A 22,904-nucleotide genomic window follows, 5' to 3' on the forward strand; every position below is an offset into this window, starting at 1 on the left:
TCACCACCAACCAACTCACGTTGCCTGATAGTAAAGATTCTGCGGATGATTCGCCTGTGCGAAGAAGAACCAGCGCTCCGCCAGCAACCCCACATACTGAATCAACGCTGCCGCCAGCAACACCAGCGCAAACTGATTCGACCAACCAATCACCACCAGCGTCACTGGCACAATAAACGCCATAATCAAGAAAAACACCTTGATCGCCTGCATGAACTGCGGCGTTTTGTGATGGAAAAACTCACGGGTATTAAACGAGCCGCCCATCGCCCCCTGTGAAATCTGGGTAATCTTCGGGTGGCGTACCCCAATGGCGGTACAAGCCGTGCTCTTATACTTGAGGCGACCATTACGACGCAACGCAAATATACGGCTCACAAAGCCCACCAAGGTAAACACTAACGCCCACAACGCATACGCATCTACCAAGCTGCTACAGTAATACGCACTCAGCGCGGCAGCCAGTGAGAACCCCGATGCCAAACCCAACAGCGTGTAGTTAACAATCGTCAGCGGTGTTGCCCATTCCTGAATGAATTTGATCGCCGCGTAAATCATCCCCGTACACACATACAGCAAGAACGCCAGCACACCCGCCACCAAACCCACCAACAAGGTCAGTTTGACTTCTACCGTACCCGTAGTAAAAACGACCGGATCAATCCCGAAATAGTGCAACGCACCCCAAAGAAACGCCGTCCCCGCAAACGCTGGCAACACAATCACTTCACGCGCCAACCAGGAAGTACGCCACATGGTCGCTGCTCGCCATGCCCGTTCCGGTCTTCCTAAATGGAAAAACGACGCAAACAAACCCAACGCCATGAGCAACGTCACGATGACCGTGCCAGCAATGTACAAGGGCTGCGGCGGCATAACATCACCCACCACCCCAAACGTGTTGTAAACCTGACCCGTGTACAGCGCCAGAAACAAGCCCTGACCCGCACCAATCAATGTGGTCAAAAAAATGACCGAAAAAGCAGGATGCATAAATCCAATCTCCTTAGAACAGGAAGTCGTCCAACGATGGCAAGTCAGAGCTGACCGGCGCACGCTGTTCTTCTTTCTTCAACGGGTTATCAATACGGTTCAAGGATTCCTCAGTCACCTGAGACTTCATCTTACGCCGAGGCAGGTAATGGTTAGACGGGCGCGTCCCCCATTCCGGCATCAACTGATAACCGCCACGTTCATTAATTGCCACCGACACGGCTGACATCGGGTCATGCACATCACCAAACAGCCGCGCACTGGTTGGGCAAGCCAACACACACGCCGGTTTGCGGCGATCTTCGCGCAAGCTGGTGTCGTAAATCCGATCCACGCACAAGGTGCATTTCTTCATGACCTTCTGCTTTTCGTCGATTTCACGCGCACCGTAAGGGCAAGCCCACGAGCAATACTTGCAGCCGATGCATTTGTCGTAATCGACCAGCACAATGCCGTCTTCCTTGCGCTTGTAGCTGGCTCCTGTCGGGCAAACCGGCACGCACGGTGGATCTTCGCAATGCAAACAGCTTTTCGGGAAATGCACCGTTTCCACGTTGGGGTATTCGCCCACTTCAAAGGTTTGCACGCGGTTGAAAAACGTCCCCGTCGGGTCTTTGCCATACGGGTTTTTGTCCACCATACCACCGCCGCCTTCGCTGGAGGTGTTCCACTCTTTGCAACTGGTGACGCAGGCGCTACAACCCACGCACACATTTAAGTCAATGACTAACGCTAACTGGGTCATGCTTCACCCCTTTTAAACCGATTCTTAAACAGACCAGAACCACCGATAAAGGTCTGCCATTTACCCACAGGCTTCGCCATGCCGGGGTAACGCGGCTGGGTCGGGAATTGTGGGAAAGTTGAACCTTGGTCTTTCTTATCCGCCTTGTAGACTTTAACGCGCACATCGAACCACGCCGCCTGCCCCGTGATCGGGTCGGAGTTGGAGATATGCTCGCCTTCCGCCTGATTCGGCAGCTCTTCGCCGATAATGTGATTCAGCAAGAAACCACGGGTGCATTCGTTGGCATCTTTTTCCAGACCCCATGCACCAGAGGCTTTACCAATGGCGTTCCACGTCCACACCGTGTTCGGCTCGACCGATTGCGAGTAACGTGCTTCGCAACGCACGCGCCCGTGGGTGGATTCCACCCAAATCCAATCGCCGTCTTCAAAGCCGTACTTTTCGCCGACACTGGGGTGCATGTGCAAATAGTTGTGCGCGTGAATCTGCCGCAACCACGCATTCTGCGAATCCCACGAGTGATACATCGCCATCGGACGCTGCGTTAAGGCACTGAGCGGGAAATCTTGCTTATTGATCATCTCGTTTTCGAGCGGCTCGTGGTAAAACGGTAGCGCATCGAAGAAACGTTCCACCCGTTTACGCAAGCGTTCCGGCGGCTGCTTGCCGTGCGAAATGCCTTGCGCGGCACGACGGAATTTGTGCAGCACTTCAGAATACAGGTGAATATTGATCGGCTCAGCGTGACGGGTCAGACCGTTAGCCTTCGCCCATTGCAGGTAGCCTTCGTTCCAGTTACGCATGTACTGGTAGGATTTCGGCATGACGTGGTGGTGCATACAATTGTTTTTGGCGTACTGTTCCCACTGATTCGGGTTGGGTTCGCCACGCATGGTTTTCTGACCGTTTTGCCCGCGCCAACCGCTCAAGAAACCAATGCCAGACCCCGGTGCGGTTTCAAAATTGATAATGAAATCGGGGTAGTCTTTAAACTTACGCTTGCCCTTCGCATCGGTAAACGCGGGGAAGCCAAGGCGTGAACCCAACTCAATCAATACTTCTTGGAACGGCTTGCACTGCCCCGTCGGTGGCAAAATCGGAATCCGCACCGAATCAACAGGGCCGTCGTATTCAGAAATCGGACGATCCAACATCGACATGACATCGTAACGTTCCAGATAGGTGGTATCCGGCAAGATCAAATCCGCAAACGCTGTCATTTCCGAATGGAACGCATCGCACACCACCAGAAACGGGATTTTGTAGTCGCCGTTCTCATCCTTGTCCTTGAGCATGTCGCGGACTTCGGTGGTGTTCATCGACGAGTTCCACGCCATATTCGCCATGAAAATCAGCAAGGTATCGAGCTTGTATGGGTCGCCGCGCCATGCATTGGTAATGACATTGTGCATCAAACCGTGCACCGACAGCGGGTATTCCCACGAGAAACCTTTGTCGATCCGCACCGGTTCGCCCGCATCATCGACGAACAAATCATCGGGGTCGGCAGGCCAGCCGAGTGGCATCCCGTCCAGCGGCGTATTCGGCTTGACCGCATCCGGCGACGTACCCGTTTTCGGGCAAGGCGGAATCGGGCGCGGATACGGCGCTTTGTGGCGGAAACCACCGGGACGGTCAATCGTCCCCAGCAACGACATCAGGATGCTGAGTGCGCGAATGCTTTGGAAACCGTTGGAATGCGCCGCCAAGCCACGCATGGCATGGAACGCGACCGGATTACCCGTAACGTGATCATGCTCATTGCCCCACACGTCTGTCCACGCAATCGGCAATTCGATTTTCTGGTCACGCGCTGTAATACCCATCTCGTGCGCCAAGCGCTTGATGGTCGCCGCCGGAATACCGGTAATGTCTTCCGCCCATTCCGCCGTGTACGATTCGACCCGCTCGCGCAGCAATTGGAACGCGGGTTTAACCGGTGTGCCATCTTTGAGCTTGAATTCGCCAATGAGGAATGGGTCGGCACCCGGTGTGTGCGTCGAAATCGGCTTATTGAGGTCTTTATCCCACCACAGCTTGTTTTGCGGATCAAAACAGCCTTCTTCCAACGGCACTTCAAAGCGCAGGAACATGCCGTATTCGCGGTTGTTCGGGTCAAGATTGACCAGTTCGGGGCCGTTGGTGTAATTCACCACGAAGTCGCGGTCATACAAACCTTGCTCGATGATTTCACGCGTAATCGCCAGCAGCAATGCACCATCTGTGCCGGGGCGGATCGGAATCCACTCATCCGCCACCGCTGCGTAACCCGTGCGCACCGGGTTGATCGCAATCATGCGTCCGCCGTTGCGCTTGAATTCCGCCAACTCGATTTTCAGCGGGTTGGAATGGTGATCTTCCGCCGTGCCGATCATCACGAACAATTTGGCGTGATGCAGGTCGGGGCCACCGAATTCCCAGAACGAACCGCCGATGGTGTAGATCATGCCTGCCGCCATATTGACGGAGCAGAAGCCACCGTGTGCGGCGTAGTTCGGCGTACCGAATTGCTTGGCGAACAAGCCGGTGAGGGCTTGCATCTGGTCACGTCCGGTGAATAGCCCGAACTTTTTCGGGTCAGTGGCACGGATGTGGCGCAGACGGGTTTCGAGGGTGTCGAAGGCTTCTTCCCACGTAATCGCTTCAAATTGCCCTTCGCCACGGGTCGCGTTGGCTTTGCGGCGCAACGGCGTGGTCAGGCGGGCAGGTGAATACTGCTTCATAATGCCGGATGAACCCTTGGCACAAATCACGCCCTTATTGAGCGGATGGTCGGGGTTGCCCTCAATGTATTTCACCTCACCATTTTTGAGGTGGACATTGATGCCGCAGCGGCAAGCACACATGTAGCAAGTGGTGCTTTTGATTTCGGTTGCTTGATTTGTTTGGGTAGTCATATCAGTACGTAACTAAATAATGAATTACTGAAATACAGCGTTACGCCGATAGTGCTTGAGATAGGTCAAGGAATCAATCATAAAGATTATCTATATCAATAGATTTTTTCTATGGGAAGACAGCGCTACCCACAAGAGGTAGCGTTACTTTCAAAAAGGCTATTACAGAAGGGATAGTGGCTTATACCGCTTCAACCATATCGCGGTAAGCGTGCCAACTCGCATACGAAATCAACGGCATAGCAATAACCAACCCAACATCAAACGTCAAAATCCCCAGCCCGATAATCACCGCAATCGTCGCCGCCCACCACACCATCACCTTCCAATTGGCAAGGATAGCGCGAATGCTGGTATTCAGTGCCGTCACCAAACTCACCTTACGCTCCAGCAACATCGGCACAGTCGCCACGCCGGTCACAAACGACACCAGCGCGAACATCAGCCCCACCGACAAAAACGCCAGCGTAAACAACCAACCAATTTTCGTTGCCAACAACAAATTAACAAATCCCATGTAAGTTTGTTCCGCAACAGGCAAATCGCCAAAAAACAAGCTCATCACCACTGAAGACATGCCCAGCCACAACAACATCAGCATTCCCAAAAACACCGCGTACAAAGTCAAATTGACCGGATTACGCAGCAACGCCACCGCAGACAGCACAAATCGCGTCGGCTCACCTTGGGCACGGCGGTAACTCATATCATACAAACCCAGCGCAAGGAACGGCCCCAGCAACATAAACCCCGCCGCTTCCGCCACATAAAAGCCAGGATTGTTGATGGAAAAAAACCCCATCACAATCCCCACCCCCGCAAAAATCGCTCCATACAACAGGCTAGACAAGGGATTCGCTTTAAAATCATCCCACCCTTGGCTTAGCCACTTAGGAATATCGGCAAGCGTCACCTGACGCACGGGGTATTCAGTGAAGGGCTGTTCGGTGCTGATCGGCTGCATCATTATCATTTACTCCTTAAGGGATTTTCATCTTAAGCAGTATAATACACGCCTACTTCACCTTAAGGATTGCCGATTTGATCCCCATTGCGCACTTCGCGGCTAGCATCCATCACCAAGCCGTAACTCACCCGATCCGTGACCTTATAAATCACTAAATTGGCGACTTTTTCCGGTGGCAACTGACTGCATACCGCGCCGGATTTTTTCTTGCACGATTCGACCTCATCCACTACATACCGGCCTTGGGTGTAAACCCCCAGCGTATGCCCGACCTCAATCCGATCGCGTATTCCTTGGTTAATGACAGCAACCATGTAGTTACCAGCAATCTCTTCCGCATCAAACAACGACACAATGTCACCGCGCACTTTGTGGGTCGGCGCATGAATCACGCCTTGCAACTGATCCACTTCATCGACAGCAGTAAACAAACGGTCACCTTTGCGGATTTCACGTTGCGCATCCAACACCGTGGCGGTGGAGGTGCTATCCACCCGCTCCACGCGGCTGAACCCGCCATACGTCACTTCATAGCCCAGCAATGCGCCCGTGTGCGGGTCATGTAAGGCTTCATTCGGATGGAAAATTGCGCAGCGTTCGCCCACTTGGGTATTGCGCAAGTTTTTCACGTAAATGGTTTCGCCTTCCGCAATCAAGGCATGATCATCGCGGGAAGCCAAAATATACGGCGCATTTTTAATAGTGGCTTCATCCAACACACGCGGCCAGACCGTGAACGGCGCTAGTGTGGCAATCGGCTCGCCTTGACCGCGCTGATCCACGCGGATGCGCGGCTGGAGTTTATTACCCGACCCGCCCCCCGCATAATCCAACGTCAGCACATCGCCGGGGTAAAGCTGATGCGGATTCGCCACGCGCTGGTTTTTATCCCAGATTTCTGGCCAATGCCACGGCGTATGCAAAAACTTACGTGCAATACCCCACAAGGTATCGCCTTTTTTCACGGTGTAGGTTTGGGGGGCAGACGGGTTAACAATAATACTACCGGAATCAACCACATCACTTGATTGTGCAGTCGTTTGCCCATAATACTTATCGTAAGGATCGGTGCCGCTGCGTGGGCTAGACATGGTAGTGGTACTGCACGCACTCAGCGCCAGCACTGTGCCGATACTCAGGCACAGGGTTTTTAAGAAAACGGTGGAAGAATGCCGCATGGTGGTATCCTTGGCTTTATTATGGGTTGGATGTGCGGGTTATAATAAACTACAGCCTGAACAACATTCAGAACTTTTAGATTTTCGGTATTTACAATGGCAAAACTAGCGATTTTACACCATCCCGACCCGCGTTTACGCAAGAAAGCAGCCCCCGTTGCCACCGTCAACGCCAGCATCCGCAAAATAGTGGATGATATGTTTGCAACCATGTACGCCAACCAAGGCATTGGGCTGGCAGCCACACAGGTCAACATCCACCAACGCATCATTACCATTGATGTGTCAGAAAATAAGGATGCGCCGCTGTGCCTAATCAACCCCGAAATCGTTTCCAAAGAAGGGCAGCTTGAACACGAAGAAGGCTGCCTTTCCGTCCCCGATTACTACGAAAAAGTCACGCGGGCGGAACGCATCCGCTTCCGTGCACTGGATCTTGACGGCAATGTGTTTGAACGCGATGCCGACGAATTGCTAGCCATCTGCGTCCAACACGAAATTGATCATTTAGAAGGCAAGCTCTTCGTCGATTACCTCTCCACACCCAAGCAGCAAAAAGCCCGTAAAGTGGTACAAAAGTGGGAAAAAGACCAAGCGCAAAAAGCCGCACGTAATGCAGCAAAGGCAGCGAATTCATGAGAATTGTGTACGCAGGCACGCCCGAATTTGCTGTCCCCGCCTTGCAAGCCTTGCTCGCATCCGCTCATGAAGTTGTCGCGGTGTATTGCCAGCCTGACCGTCCGGCAGGGCGTGGACGCAAGCTCACCTTTGGCGCGGTGAAACAAGTGGCGGTGGAGGCAGGCATTCCGGTCGAACAGCCGCTTTCCCTGAAAGCCGTGGAAGAGCAGGATAAGCTGCGAGCTTACGCGCCGGATGTGCTGATCGTCGCCGCCTACGGGCTGATTTTGCCGCAAGTGGTATTGGATATTCCACGCTACGGTTGCCTGAATATCCACGGCTCATTATTACCGCGCTGGCGCGGGGCAGCACCGATTCACCGCGCCATTCAAACGGGCGACACCGAAACTGGCGTGACCATTATGCAAATGGCAGCGGGGCTGGATACCGGCGACATGCTTTACAAAGTCGTCTGCCCGATTACCGCGACGGATGGCGGGCAAAGCATCCACGACAAACTCGCAGCCCTTGGCGCAAGCGCATTGCTGCACACCTTGGACGTGCTGGAGGCAGGCAAGCTGCAACCAGAGGTGCAAGACGACACCCTCGCCAATTACGCCCATAAACTCACCAAGGCAGAAGCGCAAATCGACTGGACACAATCAGCGGCAGTTATTGACCGCACCATCCGCGCCTTCGATGCGTATCCGGTGGCGTTTACCTTATACGAAGGGCAACCCTTGCGCCTCTTCGCCTCTTCGCTCCCTTCACCCCTTGCGGGGGAAGGGCTGGGGATGGGGGGTAATTCTTCTCCCCCCGGCACGGTCATTGCCGAAAGCAAATCCGGCATCGACATTGCCACGGGCGATGGTGTCGTTCGCATCCTGAGTCTGCAACTCCCCGGTGGTAAACGCTTAACGGCAGAGCAATTCCTCAACGGACGTTCCTTGCTAGGGGTGCAACTGTGAGCGCCCGCGCCACGGCGGCGCTGTGTTTGCAACGCGTCATTTACGAAGGCGAATCCCTCACCGAAGTGCTGCAAGACCGAGCCGTTGCCAATCTCAATCCGCAAGATCAAGCCTTGCTGCGTGACATGTGCTTCGGCACATTGCGCTGGCATGAGCGTTTAAGCGCCATCCTCAAAAAGCTGGTAAAAAAAGCCTTAAAAGCAGCGGATAAGGATGTGGAATGCCTGTTGCGCATTGGCTTGTACCAGCTCATTTACCAGCGTAAACCCGATCACGCCGCCGTCAACGAAACCGTTAAAGCCACCAAAAAGCTCAAAAAAGACTGGGCGGGCAAACTGGTGAATGGCGTATTGCGCACTTTCATTCGCCAACAAGCCGAACTGTTGGTACAAGCGGATAGCAGTGTCACGGCACGTTACGCCTTCCCCGACTGGCTGCTTAAACGCATTCAAATCGCGTGGACAGACGATTGGGCGGACATCCTCAGTGCCAGCAATACGCACGCACCAATGACCTTGCGGGTGAATCAACGCGTGCAAACCACAGCGGCGTATCAAGCCTTGTTGCAAGAGGCTGGCATTGCGGCGGAGCTTGTCCCCGTAGTGGATAGCGCCCTGATTTTGCAAACGCCGGTCGGTGTTGAACAACTTCCCGGCTTTTTCAGCGGCACGGTGTCGGTGCAAGATGCAGCCGCGCAACTCGCCGCGCAATTGCTGGATTGCCAAGCCGGAATGCGTGTGTTAGATGCGTGTGCCGCCCCCGGTGGCAAAACCAGCCACTTGCTGGAACGTACCGACGGCTTACATCTCATCGCCATTGATGAAAGCGAAGCACGCCTCAAACGCGTCACCGAAAACCTGACCCGCTTGCACTTGCACGCCGAATTGGTTACGGCGGACGCGGGAGACACGGCGGCGTGGTGGGATGGGAAATTATTCGACCGCATCCTGCTAGACGCGCCGTGTTCTGCCACGGGCGTAATTCGCCGCCATCCTGACATTAAAGTCTTACGTCGCGACAGCGATATTGCCGAGTTGCAGCAAGAACAAGAGCAATTATTGAACAATTTATGGCATACTTTACGTCCCGGCGGCTTGTTGCTGTATGCGACGTGCTCAATCCTGCCGGAGGAAAACAGTCGTCAGGTCGAAGCCTTTCTGGCAAAACAGCCCGACGCTACCCTTGAGCCAATGAGTGCGGTCTGGGGTCGGGAACAACCTGCTGGTCGGCAACTGCTACCGGGCGAACATGCCACGGATGGGTTTTACTACGCCCTGTTGTGCAAAGCAGGGTAGGAAGCAAACAGTGACTACAATAAAGCGTTTAATAACAGCACGTTTCTGCGGGGGGCTATTGCTCCTCAGTCTCATGGGGCAAGCACTGGCGGCGGAGGATGCTATTCACTTCAGTGAATTTTCGATTCGACTCCAGAAACCGAAAACCTTAATCACCAACCTCAAACTCGATTACGACTTAAGCGAAGACTTGCGTGAAGGCTTGCTCAACGGTTTAACGCTGGAAAACGAAACCCGTTTTACCCTCGAATGGCATAATACGTGGTGGTGGAATACCCAAAAACCGCTGGCTATTGTAAAAACTGAGCTAAAATACCATCCACTCAGTAAGCAATACCAAGTGATGCGTAAAGACACCGATGAAAACCGCAACTTCCCCAACTTGCCTGCGGCAGTGGCGTATATGGGTACGTTAACGGAATACACATTGCCGCGTTTACCCAATGATGCGTGGGGGATAACGCCGCCATTTTTGTGGATGCGACTCTGACGCAACAATCGTTAGCCTTGCCCCTGAAACTCAAAGCCTTGTTCTCTGATGACTACACACTAGAAAGTGATGGAGTGTTGTGGCCGATACCCTAAAAAGCCGCGTGTGGCAGTGGTTGCCCTTAGCACTGGTGTTCCTGTTGCTACTGGCATCGCTAGTTCTGCTTAATTTTCTCACACTTACCCCGAAAAACTTAGAGCATTACGGCGACTGGTATCTCTACTTCAGTGTGGTATTGCTGGTATTGCTGAGTGTTACGACTGTCGCCAATATGGTGCGCATGTTCAACGAATGGCGCACCAAACAAGCCGGTTCACGCTTTACCCTGCGGTTGATGCAAGGTTTTTTGGTGTTGACCTTACTGCCGGTGCTGTTTGTGTCGTTGTTTGCCATCCAACTGATTGGCCCACGTATTGACCGTTGGTTTGAAGCCTCGATTGGCAGCGCCCTGCGTGACTCGCTCGAACTCAGCCAATTGGCATTGGAAAGCAGCAGCCGCCAATACCTTGCCACCTTAAAACGTTTCCGCCCCTCGCTGCATGGCAAAGAGTTGCAAGAAATCCCGCCGATGTTGGAACAATTGGTTAATCTCAACGCCAGTGAAATCTTGCTACTGGACAATTCCCAGAAATTGCTGGCAATGGCACTGGAAGATACTGAAACCCTGATTCCGCACAAACTGGATATTAGTATCTTCCGGGCGCTGCAAGTGCGGAATGACTACTACGCTCTTGAACCCGAAGGGGATGATAAATTGTTTTCGCGTGTAGCTTTAAATGTACGCTACGGGCGCGACAATGAATTCAGTGCGATTTTGACGGCACGTTTCCGGGTGGGTGAAAAAGAAAAAGAACTTGCCGATAGTGTGCAAAAAGCCGTGCTGGACTATTCAAAACAATTGCACGGGCGCGAGATTGTCAAAAATGTGTTTCGCCTCACTATTCTCAGCCTGATGGTATTGAGCACCTTGTTTTCCTTGTGGGCAGCGTTTGTGTTTGCCCGCCGCATTACCCGCCCCGTGCGCAATTTGGTGGAAGGCACACTCGCCGTGGCAGCAGGGGATTTGGATAAAAAAATCCCCGTGTCGGAACGCGACGACTTCAGCATGTTAGCCATGTCGTTCAATACCATGACCAAGCGCCTCTCGGATGCGCGGGCGGAACGCGAACAAGCCCGCCGCCAATTACAACAAGAACACGATTATCTGCATGTGGTATTGGAACATTTATCCTCCGGCGTACTGACTTTGGATGAAAATGGCATTGTGCGCCGTGCCAATTCCGCCGCGAGCAATATCCTGCAACAACCGCTGTTAGGGCAAGTTGGCAAACCCTTAGCCGAACTCGGCACTGACCTTCCCGTGCTGCAACCGTTTTTAGACATGGTGCAAACCCATTGGAAAGACATGCAATCGGGTCAAGAATGGCAGGCAGAAATTACCCTAAATACCGATAAAGGGCGCTTGATTTTGGTGTGTCGGGGTGCATCCTTGCCCACGGGCACAGCAGGCTTGCAAGGCTCAGTGCTGGTGTTTGATGACGTGACTGACCTGATTCAATCCGAACACGATGCCGCATGGGGTGAAGTGGCACGGCGGCTGGCACACGAAATCAAAAACCCGCTCACCCCGATCCAATTGTCGGCGGAACGCTTAAGTCGCAAATTGTCAGGCGAACTCAGCACCGAATCCGCCAGCTTCCTCAGCCGCATGACCAATACCATTATCCAGCAAGTCGATAATTTGAAGTCGATGGTGAATGCGTTCAGCGATTACGCCCGCGCCCCCAGCCTGCATTTGCAACGCGTCGATTTGAACGCGCTGGTGTTGGACGTTGCCGAGTTATACCGCCTTAACGAAGGGCAAGTGCAAATTCAGGTGCAATTGGCAACCGGCTTACCCACCTTGCGCTTGGATGTGCATCGCCTGCGCCAACTGCTGGTCAACCTAATCAAAAACGCGCTGGAAGCCCTCGAAGAGCATCACGTCAGCCCAGCGTGCGTGACCATCAGCACGCAAGCGTCAGCGGATGCCAAACACGTTATCCTCAACGTGCACGATAATGGCTTAGGGATTCCGGCGGAATTATTGCCACGCTTGTTCGAGCCTTACGTCACCAGCAAGCACAAAGGCACGGGGCTAGGGTTAGCCATCGTTAAAAAAATCGTCGAAGAACACGGTGGACACCTCACCGCACGCAATCATGACAACGGCGGTGCTATCATTAGCGTGAAGTTGCCACTGACACAGGAGTAGGGAAACAATGACAGCACAGTACATCATGGTCGTAGACGATGAGCCGGATATTCGCCAGCTTGTCAGTGAAATTCTGGAGGACGAAGGCTACCGCGTCGTCACCGCCGAAAACGCCGCCAAAGCCAAGGAATTGCACCGCAGCCGCAAACCCGATTTGGTCTTGCTCGATATTTGGATGCCGGGGCAAGACGGCATTTCCCTGCTCAAAGAATGGCGTGAAAACGACACGCTGTGCTGCCCTGTCATTATGATGTCCGGGCATGGCACGATTGAAACCGCCGTGGAAGCCACCAAACTCGGCGCACACGATTTCATCGAAAAGCCGTTGTCGATGGCAAAAATGCTGCTGACCATCAGCAATGCGCTGCGTGCCAGCCAGTTGGAAAAGGAAAATCGCGGCTTGCGCAAGCAAATGGTCGGCTCACTCGAACCCGTCGGCGGCAGCCAAACCATGCAGCGGTTGCGCGAACAAGCCAGACGCATTGCCCAACATGACAGCCGTGTATTGCTGTACGGCGAACCGGGGGCGGGCAAGGAAACGTTCGCCCGCCACTTGCACGCGCTAAGCAACCGCAAGCAACGCCCATTTGTACGCGCCGCTTTTTCCAGCAATAAAGACGCGACCAATACCCTCAGCCACCTGCTGTTTGGGCGCGAAGACCACGGCAAAGTCCAATACGGCTTGCTGGATGAAGCCAATGGCGGCGTGCTGTTTCTGGCAGAAATCTTTGAGCTGGATAATGATGCGCAACACCGCTTGCTGAATGCGCTCAAGGAAAACCGTTACCTGCGCGTCGGCGGCAATGACTGGGTGGACATGGATATTACCTTGATGGTGTCCTCTTCCCACGATTTGCAGGATGATGTCAAAGGCGGCAAATTCAACGAAGAGCTGTATTACTTGCTGAATGTTGTGCCGCTATTGATCCCACCACTGCGCGAACACCCCGAAGATGTGCCGGAATTGCTCAGTCATTACGTTGATATTCTCACCGCGCAAGATGGCTTGCCATATCGGCATATTTCCTTGGCGGCGCAAAATTTCCTGCGTAACCATCTGTGGCCGGGCAATATCCGCGAACTGCGCAATCTGGTACAACGCTTGCTGATTCTGGGCACAGATACCGAAGTCACGCTGGAAGAAGTGGAAGAAGCGGTCGGCGCCCGCATCCCCGTGTTTGCCCAAGAAATCGGACACATTCCCGAAAGTTTGTTCGATTTGCCACTGCGGCAAGCACGCGAGCAATTTGAGCACGATTATTTGATTTACCAGCTTAAACAAGCCGATGGCAATGTCAGCAAGCTGGCGGATCAGGTGAAAATGGAACGTACTCACTTGTACCGCAAAATGCGTTCCCTCAATGTCGACCCGAAAAAATACGGACGCTAAACGCAGCTATGAAAATCCTGATCCTAGGTGCTGGGCAAGTGGGTCACTCCGTTGCTGCATCCCTTGCGCATGAAGACAATGATGTGACCATTGTGGACACCAATGCCGCCGCCTTGCGGGATTTGCGCGAAAAGCTCGATGTGCGCGTGGAAGTGGGGCAAGCCTCCTACCCCCGCGTGCTAGAACGCGCCGGTATTGAAGATGCCGACATGCTGATTGCCGTCACTAACAGTGATGAAATCAATATGATGGCGTGTCAGGTCGCGCATACGCTCTACCATACGCCCACCAAAATTGCGCGTATCCGTTCCTCACATTATCTGGATCGCAAGGAACTGTTTATCAGCGGTGCTATCCCCATTGATGTGCTAATCAGCCCCGAACAACTGGTTACGGAACACATTTTCCAATTGCTCACGCACCCCGGTTCATTACAAGTGCTGGATTTTGCCAACGGCAAGGTACAAATGGTCGGCGTGAAAGCCCTGCATGACGGCCCGTTGGTCGGGCATCAGCTCACGGAGATGCGCGAACACATGCCCGGTCTGAAAGCTCGCGTCGCCGCACTGTTTCGCAAAGGCAAACCGATTACTCTCAATGAAAGCACCATCGTTGAAGCGGGTGATGAGCTGTTTTTCATTGCTAGCCCTAAGCATATTCGCGCCATTATCAGCGAATTGCGCAAACTGGATAAGCCCTACAAGCGCATTATGCTGGCGGGTGGCGGCAATATCGGCAATCGCTTGGCGCGTTTGCTGGAAGATTCACGCTATCAAGTCAAAATCATCGAAAAAGACAATGCTCGCGCCTCCAAACTCGCCGAACGGCTGGATAAAACCATCGTGCTCGAAGGCGATGCTGCCGATGAAAGCTTGCTAGCGGAAGAAAATATTGAAAACACCGATGTCTTTATCGCCATCACCAATGACGATGAAGCCAATATCCTCTCCTCCATGCTCGCAAAACGACTAGGCGCAAAGCGCGTGATGTGTTTGATCAACCGCCTCAGCTACATTGATTTAGTGGAAAGCAATATCGACATTGCCATTTCCCCGCAACAAATCACCATCGGCGCATTGTTAACCCACATCCGCCGAGGCGACATTGTAGCGGTGCATTCCTTACGCCGTGGGGCAGCCGAAGCGCTCGAAATCATTGCGCACGGCGACCGGAAAACCTCCCGCGTGGTCGGGCGGCGGCTAGATGAAATCAAGTTACCCCCCGGCACAACCATTTGCGCAGTGGTACGTAAGGAGGATGTCATGATGGCAAATACCGATACGATTATTCTCGCTGACGATCACATCATTATGTTTGTGACCGATAAACGCTACGTGCCTGCGGTTGAAAAACTGTTTCAGGTCGGCATCCATTACTTTTAAGCTGATACCCCCTTATGCAATTCAGTGTCATTCTGCGGATTTTCGGTCTGTTATTGATGGTGTTCAGCCTCACCATGCTCCCGCCGATTTTGGTCGGCTGGTTAATGGGCGATCCTGAATTAGCCCCGTTTGGGTGGGCAGGCGCTATTTTGTTGGGGGTTGGTCTAGTTTTGTGGTCTCCGGTACGACACGCCCGTGCAGTATTGCGTACCCGTGATGGCTTTTTGATTGTTACGCTATTTTGGGTGGTCTTGAGTTTGGCGGGCGCGTTGCCGTTTGTGTTTGCAGAGGCAGTCCCTGCCAGTTTCACCGATGCGGTGTTTGAAACAGCGTCAGGCTTAACCACGACGGGCGCAACCGTTTTTATTGGCTTGGATGCGTTCCCGCGTTCCATTCTGTTTTGGCGCATGGAGCTGCATTGGTTGGGCGGCATGGGTATTATCGTATTAGCCGTCGCGATTTTGCCGATGTTGGGAGTCGGGGGAATGCAAATCTACAAAGCCGAAGCCCCAGGTCCGATCAAAGATGCCAAGCTCGAACCGCGCATTGCCGAAACGGCGAAGTTATTGTGGTACACCTATTTAGCCTTAACCATTTTATGCGCCATTGCTTTCCGATTCGCGGGCATGGACTGGTTCGACGCGGTAGGGCACAGTTTCTCTGTGTTGGGTACGGGTGGATTTTCCAACCACGATTCCAGCCTCGCTTTTTTTGACAGCCCGACTATCCACTACATCGCGATATTTTTCATGTTTCTGGCAGGGGCAAACTTTGGGCTGCATTTCATTGCGTGGCGTGACGCTACCCTTCAACCGTATGCCGAAGACTCTGAATTCCGCTTTTACACCTTGCTGACAGTGGTCAGTATTGGCATCGTCGCCCTTAGCTTATTCATGTACGGTACTTATCCTGACGCGTTTGATGCGCTGCGTTATGCGGCTTTTCATGTGGTTTCGGTGATGACCAGTACGGGGCTGATTATTGGCGACCATTCGGTTTGGCCGACGTTTTTGCCAGTGTTTATTACCTTACTCGTGACCAGCGGTGGCTGTTCGGGGTCAACAGGTGGCGGCATGAAAGCTATCCGCTTTTTGCTGCTCCTCAAGCAAGCGATTCGGGAAATCAATTTATTGGTACACCCACGGGCACACATGCCGATCAAGGTCAATGGGCAGGTGGTGGATGAGCAAATCGTCAAAGCCGTGTGGGGATTTTTCTTCATTTACGCCTCCCTTTTCATGGTATTCATGCTGGGGCTGATGGCGGATGGCGAAGACCAAGTGACGGCCTTTTCAGCCGTCGCCGCCACCATTAACAATATGGGCTTAGGCTTGGGCAGAGTCGCCTCGAATTTCGCGCCCTTGAGTGATTTTTCCAAATGGTGGCTATCGCTGTGCATGATCATGGGACGCTTAGAGCTGATGACTGTACTGGTATTGCTAACCCCCGCATTCTGGCGCAAGTAACACACCCCTGTGTCTGCCTGAGGAAACCGTTCATCCCCTTGCGCCATATCTCTCCGCACAGCTTCGGTATACTCCGAGCCACAAGGAAGTACGTGCACGGCATGGACGCCTTTTCTTCCCTGAATCCCAACAATAAGACACAGCTAAGGGAATAATTTCATGAAGCAGTACGCAAATCAGTACACGCAACGCGGTCTGACGATGATCGAACTCCTCGTCACTGTTTCTATTGTGGCGATACTCGCAACGATGGCGACCCCATCTCTCCGTGAAATGATGGAAAACAGCCGCCTAACGGCATTGAACAACCAACTGGTTTCCACCATCAACTACGTGCGCGGCGAATCCATCAAACGTTCTTTCCCCGTAACAATGTGCGTGCGCGATGGTACGGGGGCTGGCTGTGCAAACAGTGGGGGCTTCGAAAATGGCTGGATAGTGTTCGTAGACTGTAATGGTAACAATACTGTTGATGCCACTGGCTGCAATTACGGCCCTGGCAACACCAATGCGGCTGAAGAAATCCTATTGGATACTACCCCTAACTTTAATGGCATAACCATTACCAGTAACAACGTCAGCCATCCGCGCACGCTGACCTACAAACCCAATGGCAAAGTTTCCAATGCTGGAACGTTAACCATTGGCACAGAAGGCGCGGATGAACTAGAACTGGATTTCAAGCTCGGCAGCACACCACGCTACAAAATCGTCATTGCACCCCTGACCGGACGCGTCCGTTCTTGTCGCATTAAGCCGGGTACAAGTGCCTGTTGATCCCGCCACACACAGGGCAAGCGGGATCACGCGGCAAGGCAAACCCCATCCATTCCATTGCCTGTCCATCAAACAACAATACCCGCCCCGTCAACGTCGTTCCCACGCCGACCAGCAATTTGACCACTTCTAATGCCTGCATACTGCCCAAAATCCCCAATAACGGCCCCACCACCCCGTTTTCACTACAGGTTTGCGCAATACCGCCGACCTTGCCGTAGAAGCAATGGTAGCAAGGATTTTCCCCCAAATACGGCTGGAACACGCTGATTTGCCCCTCCCAACGGATCGCCGCTGCCGACACCAGCGGCTTCCGCGCTGCCACCGCCACCCGATTAATCAGCAAGCGCGATTCAAGGTTATCGGTACAATCCACCACCACATCTGCCCGCTGCATCTGGCTGAGCAATGCAGTCTCATCCAGCTTGCGCGGCAAGGTTTCCACCGTGATGTCTGGATTAAGGCGGCGCAAGGTTTCCGCTGCTGACGCCACTTTAAGCTGCCCAACCTTAGGCGTATCGTGGATAATTTGGCGCTGCAAATTGGTCAAATCCACCACATCAGGGTCGCACAAGACCAGTGTTCCTACCCCGCTGGTCGCAAGGTACATGGCCACCGGCGAACCTAAACCACCCACACCCATGATCAGCACGCGTGCCGCACTGAGTTTTTCCTGCCCTGCAATATCAATCTGCGGCAGCATGATTTGGCGGCTGTAACGCAGCAGTTGTTCGTCATCCATCAGGTTTCTCCCGTCGCTTTTACTTAGCATAACCAAACCTGCCAAAGGTTGTACCCAACTTTTTCCCAACCTTGTCATTTCCCCAACCTTTAGCCAACCTTGATGCCTTATGTTATCCACAAGAGCCGCACAGAGGAGTCGGCTTCGACCTGATTCAAACAGTCATTGAGAGAGGAAAACAACCATGCAATACGCCAACCCCAATACCGAAGGTGCTGTCCTTAACTTCAAAGAGCGCTACGAAAACTTCATCGGTGGGCAATGGGTTGCCCCCGTCAAAGGCGAATACTTCGACAATATTTCCCCAGTGAATGGCAAGCCATTCTGCCAAATTCCGCGTTCTAGCGCTGAAGACATTGAACTGGCGTTGGATGCTGCACACGCTGCCAAAGATGCGTGGGGCAGAACGTCTGTGACTGCACGTTCCAATATCCTGCTGAAAATCGCGGATCGCATTGATGCGAATCTGGAAATTCTGGCCGTCGCGGAAACTTGGGACAATGGCAAAGCCGTGCGCGAAACCCTCAACGCTGACGTACCGCTTTCCTCCGACCATTTCCGTTATTTCGCAGGCTGCTTGCGTGCGCAAGAAGGCACAATGGGCGAAATCGACGAAAACACCGTCGCGTATCATTTCCATGAGCCATTAGGTGTGGTTGGTCAGATCATTCCGTGGAACTTCCCACTGTTGATGGCGTGCTGGAAACTCGCTCCGGCACTGGCAGCGGGCAATTGCGTGGTATTGAAACCTGCTGAACAAACCCCTGCCTCTATCCTGATCATGATGGAACTGATTGCGGATTTGTTGCCAGCAGGCGTATTGAACGTGGTTAACGGCTTCGGCGTGGAAGCAGGCAAAGCCTTGGCAACCAGCACCCGTATCGCCAAAATCGCCTTCACTGGCTCGACACCTGTTGGCTCGCTGATTATGAAATATGCAGCAGAAAATATTATTCCATCCACCGTCGAACTGGGCGGCAAATCCCCGAACATCTTCTTCGCTGACGTGATGGATCAAGAAGATGCATTCGTGAGCAAATGCGTAGAAGGCGCGGTACTGGCATTCTTCAACCAAGGCGAAGTGTGCACTTGCCCATCACGCTTGCTGATCCAAGAATCCATCTACGAAAAGTTCATCGGCATGGTGATCGAGCGTGCAGCGCAAATCAAACGCGGCAACCCGCTGGATACCGAAGTCATGGTCGGTGCACAAGCTTCCCAAGAGCAGTACGACAAGATTCTGGAATACATCCAGATCGGTAAAGACGAAGGTGCTGAAGTGATTACCGGTGGTAATTCAGAACAACTCGGCGGCGATTACTGCGATGGTTACTACATCCAGCCGACCCTGCTGAAAGGCACCAACAATATGCGCGTGTTCCAAGAAGAAATCTTTGGGCCAGTCGTATCCGTTGCCACCTTCAAAGACGAAGCCGAAGCGCTGGCGATTGCCAATGACACCGAATTCGGTCTGGGTGCGGGTGTGTGGACGCGTGACATGAACCGTTCTTACCGCATGGGGCGTGGCATTCAAGCTGGTCGTGTGTGGACAAACTGCTACCACCTCTACCCAGCTCACGCGGCGTTCGGTGGCTACAAAAAATCTGGCGTAGGCCGCGAAACCCACAAAATGATGCTGGATCATTACCAACAAACCAAAAATCTGCTGGTGAGCTACGACATCAACCCGTTGGGCTTCTTCTAAGTTTCCTTCCTCCTCACTGCGATGTGATTCGGGTCAGGCTTATGCCTGACCTGTATTTTTGAGCTTACCAAATAGCGCCCATGCTGCTACCACAAAGGCTGCCGAGAAAGACACCAACGCCCAATTCGCAAGGGAAAGCCCCAAAATCACCAATTCCGCGTCTTCACACAAGCCGCTAACCTCAAACAGGCTGGGTACATTATCGCTCAGGAAATACACCAATTGCTCAATCAGATTCGGTTGACTGCCTGCGCAAGAAGCACTTCCGGGCGGCTGTAATTGCAACCATGTTTGATAGCTTGCGGTGCCTATTCCCACACCTGCCAGCAATAGCACCAGACTACCCCACACTTTCTCACCAAACCCGGTCACCGCCAGCAGGCCAAGCACACCAATCAACATGAACAGTAAGCGCTGGAAAATACATAAATAGCAGGGGTGAAGATCCAGCAATGCCGTTAGTACAAAGCTGCTGGCCGCGAGGCTCAGTGCCGCGAGGCCAATAGCAAGCCAGAGGTTTTGACGGGTTAGGGTTAGCATTTTTCGGGGTATCCTTTGTTTGTATTCTTCCAGTGTAGCCTGCTTGCCGCACAGAGGGGATGACAAAAGACAAGTTCTTCCATTCACTGTTCACCTGTGCCAAAATCCCAGACACATATACCAAATACATTTGGAGGCATACATGCCACAACTTCACTGTTACGTCGCGGAAGATGTCGCCGCTCAACTTCAGCACAAGGCTGAACAAGTACACTTGTCCCTATCCAAGTACCTCGCCCTGCTGATTCAGAAAGACATTGGCACACAATGGCCGGAAGGCTATTTCGACCTGTTCGGCTCATGGGAAGGCGACGTCTTGCAACGCCCAGAGCAAGGTGAATACGAACTACGTGAGGCGCTGTTCTAATGTACCTGTTGGACACCAACACCTGTATCCAATTTCTGAACGGTACGTCACCAGCCGTTAAGCAACATTTTCAACAAACGCTGCCTAGCGAAATTGCCGTATGCAGCGTGGTAAAGGGAGAATTGCTATTTGGGGCACGGCATAGCCAACGGGTGGAAGCCAATTTGCAAAAGTTAAAACTGTTTTTTGCCCCACTGCAAAACCTGCCGTTTGATGACCGTTGCGCCGAAGAATACGCACAAATACGCGCCGATTTGACCCGTCAAGGCAAATTGATTGGCCCCAACGACATGCTGATTGCCGCCATTGCACGGGCACATGATGCCGTTCTAATCACCAACAACACGCATGAATTTGAACGCGTCGCCAATCTACGTTTGAGTGACTGGCAAAAATAACTATCCGACACCTTCAACGTTTCGCACACTGCCGAACCTGCACACCTTTGGGCGCGAGGTAAAACTTCGTCGTGGTACGCAACGCCATTCCCGATATACCAGACGGGTTAGCGGGCGGATCAATGCAAAATTCCACCGCATTCGCCCCCACTCTGGTCTGGCGGTATTCACCAAAGGGCGGACCACCGTCCATCAAATTCACCACCACCAAATCGTTGCGGCTGAAATCCACCGCTTGCGTGGCACGTTGCACCATCGTATCCGCCGCACGCTGCGGATTTTTTAGGTCAGGCATCGTGGCTAATTGCTTGAGCGTATCCGCCCGCAAACTGTCGGCAGAGCCATAGCTGAACACTCTATCCCCTGTCCCGCCATTTACGGTTGCACCAAACGCAAACAACCAGTCGACCAATTCGCCGACAGCACTGGGTAGAGCGGTATCAAGGTGAATCTCCTGCAAGGCAACCTGCGCTTGTGGCTGCGTGCTGCCATTCTGGGACAGCGGCGGGTTGGAAGCCGCAGGCGTTGGGGATGGCGCAACACATCCTGCCAATACCAGTGCTAGGGGTATGAGCAAATAGCGATTTTTCATGGCAAACTCCAAAAGAAGACATAGATACCTCTTAGAGTCATTTACGAACCAACTGGTTCATCCATTAACCCAGTTCAAACGCATGAAACACTTGACCGACCTGAGCTTCCACAACCGCTTCCACGCCCTAGGCTCACATTTCTACAGCGAATGCCCACCACAAGGTTTGGAAAATCCCACCTTGGTATGCAGCAGCCCGGAAGTTTTGCAGTGTGTGGGCTTACCTCCTGACGAAGCCAACACAGATTTATTCCTGCAAGTGTTCAGCGGTAATGCCTTGCTGCCGGGTATGCAACCGTTGGCGCAAGATTACGCCGGGCATCAGTTTGGCAACTTCAACCCATTTCTGGGCGACGGTCGCGCCCTGTTGCTCGGCGAAGTCGCTACTCCCACCGACATTCTGGACATTTATCTCAAAGGCGCAGGCAAAACGCCCTACGCTCGAAACGCTGACGGACGTGCAGGCTTGCGCGAATGCCTACACGAATTCGATACCACCACACAATTAGCCGCCTTGGGTGTGCCGACCGCACGGTGTTTATGCGTCGCTTCCGGTAGCCAACTCGTCTATCGCGCTGGCTTTGAACCCAGCGCTATCGTGACGCGCATTGCTCCTAGCCATATCCGCTTTGGCACGTTTGAAAATTATTTCTTCCAAAAAAATCATGCGGCATTACGCCAACTCACCGAGCATGTCATCGCTTGCCATTACCCAACCTGTTTGGAGGCAGGTGAAAACCGTTATGCCGCGTTTTTTCGGGAAGTGGTGTTACGCACGGCGCGTTTAATCGCGCACTGGCAAGCGGTCGGTTTTACGCATGGCGTGATGAATACCGATAACCAATCTATCCTCGGTATCACCTTGGATGTGGGTGCAAGCAGCTTCACTCCCGACCATGACCCCAACTATGTCACTCACCCTGCTGATGAACACAAGCGTTATGCCTTCGGGCAGCAACCCGTGGTCGGTTTGTGGAACTGCAATGTGCTGGCACGGGCGCTGTCACCGCTGATTGCTGCGCAGGACTTACGGCAAGCATTGTTAGCATATGAAAGAGAGTATTTAAGAAAAAGTAAAATTTTTGTGACAATGTCCGTATAAAATGCGACATTACTACCAGCCCAATTCGGTTAACA

The 22,904-nt window shown here is 53.0% G+C and carries 21 protein-coding genes; 13 read left to right on the forward strand and 8 right to left on the reverse strand.

All coding sequences use genetic code 11. The annotated features are described in order from the left end of the window. Positions 1 to 15: 15 nt before the first annotated feature. The 5 genes from J1836_RS05455 to J1836_RS05475 all read right to left on the reverse strand — a co-directional run bounded on the left by J1836_RS05455 (position 16) and on the right by J1836_RS05475 (position 6,783). Positions 16 to 993, reverse strand: coding sequence for a dimethyl sulfoxide reductase anchor subunit family protein (locus J1836_RS05455; RefSeq protein ID WP_207250067.1), 978 nt, complete (start codon positions 991 to 993; stop codon positions 16 to 18). A 13-nt stretch (positions 994 to 1,006) separates the two neighbouring features. Next, a complete protein-coding gene (locus J1836_RS05460) occupies positions 1,007 to 1,738 on the reverse strand; it encodes a 4Fe-4S dicluster domain-containing protein (protein ID WP_207250068.1) in 732 nt (243 codons plus the stop codon). Then, on the reverse strand, positions 1,735 to 4,638 hold the full coding sequence (locus tag J1836_RS05465) for a molybdopterin oxidoreductase family protein (RefSeq protein ID WP_207250069.1): 2,904 nt from the start codon (positions 4,636 to 4,638) through the stop codon (positions 1,735 to 1,737). Before J1836_RS05465 ends, J1836_RS05460 begins: the two co-directional genes overlap by 4 nt. 181 nt (positions 4,639 to 4,819) lie before the next feature. After that, entirely contained in the window at positions 4,820 to 5,605 is a 786-nt protein-coding gene (locus tag J1836_RS05470) for a DUF2189 domain-containing protein (protein ID WP_207250070.1), read from the reverse strand. Positions 5,606 to 5,664: 59 nt separating this feature from the next. Next, positions 5,665 to 6,783 carry a LysM peptidoglycan-binding domain-containing protein gene (locus tag J1836_RS05475; protein ID WP_207250071.1) on the reverse strand — a complete coding sequence of 373 codons (1,119 nt, stop codon included), beginning with the start codon at positions 6,781 to 6,783 and terminating at the stop codon, positions 5,665 to 5,667. 96 nt (positions 6,784 to 6,879) lie between these two features. On the opposite strand from J1836_RS05475, the gene def reads away from it, so the two are divergent. The 9 genes from def (at position 6,880) to J1836_RS05520 (ending at position 17,423) form a co-directional block, all read left to right on the forward strand. Next, a complete protein-coding gene (gene def / locus J1836_RS05480) occupies positions 6,880 to 7,422 on the forward strand; it encodes a peptide deformylase (protein WP_207250072.1) in 543 nt (180 codons plus the stop codon). Continuing rightward, entirely contained in the window at positions 7,419 to 8,369 is a 951-nt protein-coding gene (gene fmt / locus J1836_RS05485) for a methionyl-tRNA formyltransferase (protein WP_207250073.1), read from the forward strand. The genes def and fmt overlap by 4 nt, the downstream gene beginning before the upstream one ends. Further along, positions 8,366 to 9,664 (forward strand): 16S rRNA (cytosine(967)-C(5))-methyltransferase RsmB, encoded by a 1,299-nt coding sequence (gene rsmB, locus J1836_RS05490; RefSeq protein ID WP_207250074.1) that lies wholly within the window; start codon positions 8,366 to 8,368, stop codon positions 9,662 to 9,664. The genes fmt and rsmB overlap by 4 nt, the downstream gene beginning before the upstream one ends. Positions 9,665 to 9,674: 10 nt before the next feature. Continuing rightward, entirely contained in the window at positions 9,675 to 10,154 is a 480-nt protein-coding gene (locus J1836_RS05495) for a DUF4390 domain-containing protein (protein WP_207250075.1), read from the forward strand. A gap of 79 nt (positions 10,155 to 10,233) precedes the next feature. Further along, positions 10,234 to 12,408 (forward strand): sensor histidine kinase, encoded by a 2,175-nt coding sequence (locus J1836_RS05500; protein WP_207250076.1) that lies wholly within the window; start codon positions 10,234 to 10,236, stop codon positions 12,406 to 12,408. A gap of 7 nt (positions 12,409 to 12,415) precedes the next feature. Then, positions 12,416 to 13,798, forward strand: coding sequence for a sigma-54-dependent transcriptional regulator (locus J1836_RS05505; protein WP_207250077.1), 1,383 nt, complete (start codon positions 12,416 to 12,418; stop codon positions 13,796 to 13,798). 8 nt (positions 13,799 to 13,806) lie between these two features. Beyond that, positions 13,807 to 15,180, forward strand: coding sequence for a Trk system potassium transporter TrkA (gene trkA / locus J1836_RS05510; protein ID WP_207250078.1), 1,374 nt, complete (start codon positions 13,807 to 13,809; stop codon positions 15,178 to 15,180). A 14-nt stretch (positions 15,181 to 15,194) separates the two neighbouring features. Further along, positions 15,195 to 16,646: a TrkH family potassium uptake protein gene (locus tag J1836_RS05515; RefSeq protein ID WP_207250079.1), complete on the forward strand. Its 1,452-nt coding sequence runs from the start codon at positions 15,195 to 15,197 to the stop codon at positions 16,644 to 16,646. A gap of 159 nt (positions 16,647 to 16,805) precedes the next feature. Beyond that, a complete protein-coding gene (locus tag J1836_RS05520) occupies positions 16,806 to 17,423 on the forward strand; it encodes a GspH/FimT family pseudopilin (protein ID WP_207250080.1) in 618 nt (205 codons plus the stop codon). Here J1836_RS05520 and J1836_RS05525 read toward each other — a convergent pair. Next, positions 17,398 to 18,165: a HesA/MoeB/ThiF family protein gene (locus J1836_RS05525; protein WP_207250081.1), complete on the reverse strand. Its 768-nt coding sequence runs from the start codon at positions 18,163 to 18,165 to the stop codon at positions 17,398 to 17,400. The two genes, J1836_RS05520 and J1836_RS05525, sit on opposite strands and share 26 nt — an antisense overlap. 184 nt (positions 18,166 to 18,349) lie before the next feature. On the opposite strand from J1836_RS05525, the gene exaC reads away from it, so the two are divergent. Then, a complete protein-coding gene (gene exaC, locus J1836_RS05530; protein ID WP_207250082.1) occupies positions 18,350 to 19,870 on the forward strand; it encodes an acetaldehyde dehydrogenase ExaC in 1,521 nt (506 codons plus the stop codon). 39 nt (positions 19,871 to 19,909) lie between these two features. Here exaC and J1836_RS05535 read toward each other — a convergent pair whose 3' ends face one another. Continuing rightward, positions 19,910 to 20,410, reverse strand: coding sequence for a disulfide bond formation protein B (locus J1836_RS05535; protein WP_207250083.1), 501 nt, complete (start codon positions 20,408 to 20,410; stop codon positions 19,910 to 19,912). A 142-nt stretch (positions 20,411 to 20,552) separates the two neighbouring features. On the opposite strand from J1836_RS05535, the gene J1836_RS05540 reads away from it, so the two are divergent. Beyond that, positions 20,553 to 20,777: a hypothetical protein gene (locus J1836_RS05540; protein WP_207250084.1), complete on the forward strand. Its 225-nt coding sequence runs from the start codon at positions 20,553 to 20,555 to the stop codon at positions 20,775 to 20,777. Continuing rightward, positions 20,777 to 21,175, forward strand: coding sequence for a type II toxin-antitoxin system tRNA(fMet)-specific endonuclease VapC (gene vapC, locus J1836_RS05545; RefSeq protein ID WP_207250085.1), 399 nt, complete (start codon positions 20,777 to 20,779; stop codon positions 21,173 to 21,175). Before J1836_RS05540 ends, vapC begins: the two co-directional genes overlap by 1 nt. 13 nt (positions 21,176 to 21,188) lie before the next feature. On the opposite strand, the gene J1836_RS05550 is transcribed toward vapC, so the two are convergent. Further along, positions 21,189 to 21,767: a hypothetical protein gene (locus J1836_RS05550; RefSeq protein ID WP_207250086.1), complete on the reverse strand. Its 579-nt coding sequence runs from the start codon at positions 21,765 to 21,767 to the stop codon at positions 21,189 to 21,191. 82 nt (positions 21,768 to 21,849) lie between these two features. Between J1836_RS05550 and J1836_RS05555 the strand changes: the two genes are divergently transcribed. Continuing rightward, the gene (locus J1836_RS05555) at positions 21,850 to 22,869 is read left to right on the forward strand and encodes a protein adenylyltransferase SelO family protein (protein ID WP_207250087.1); all 1,020 of its coding nucleotides are present in this window, start codon (positions 21,850 to 21,852) and stop codon (positions 22,867 to 22,869) included. The last annotated feature ends 35 nt before the right edge of the window (positions 22,870 to 22,904 follow it).

The sequence above is a fragment of the Thiothrix fructosivorans genome (assembly GCF_017349355.1).
In the GTDB taxonomy this organism is placed as follows: domain Bacteria; phylum Pseudomonadota; class Gammaproteobacteria; order Thiotrichales; family Thiotrichaceae; genus Thiothrix; species Thiothrix fructosivorans.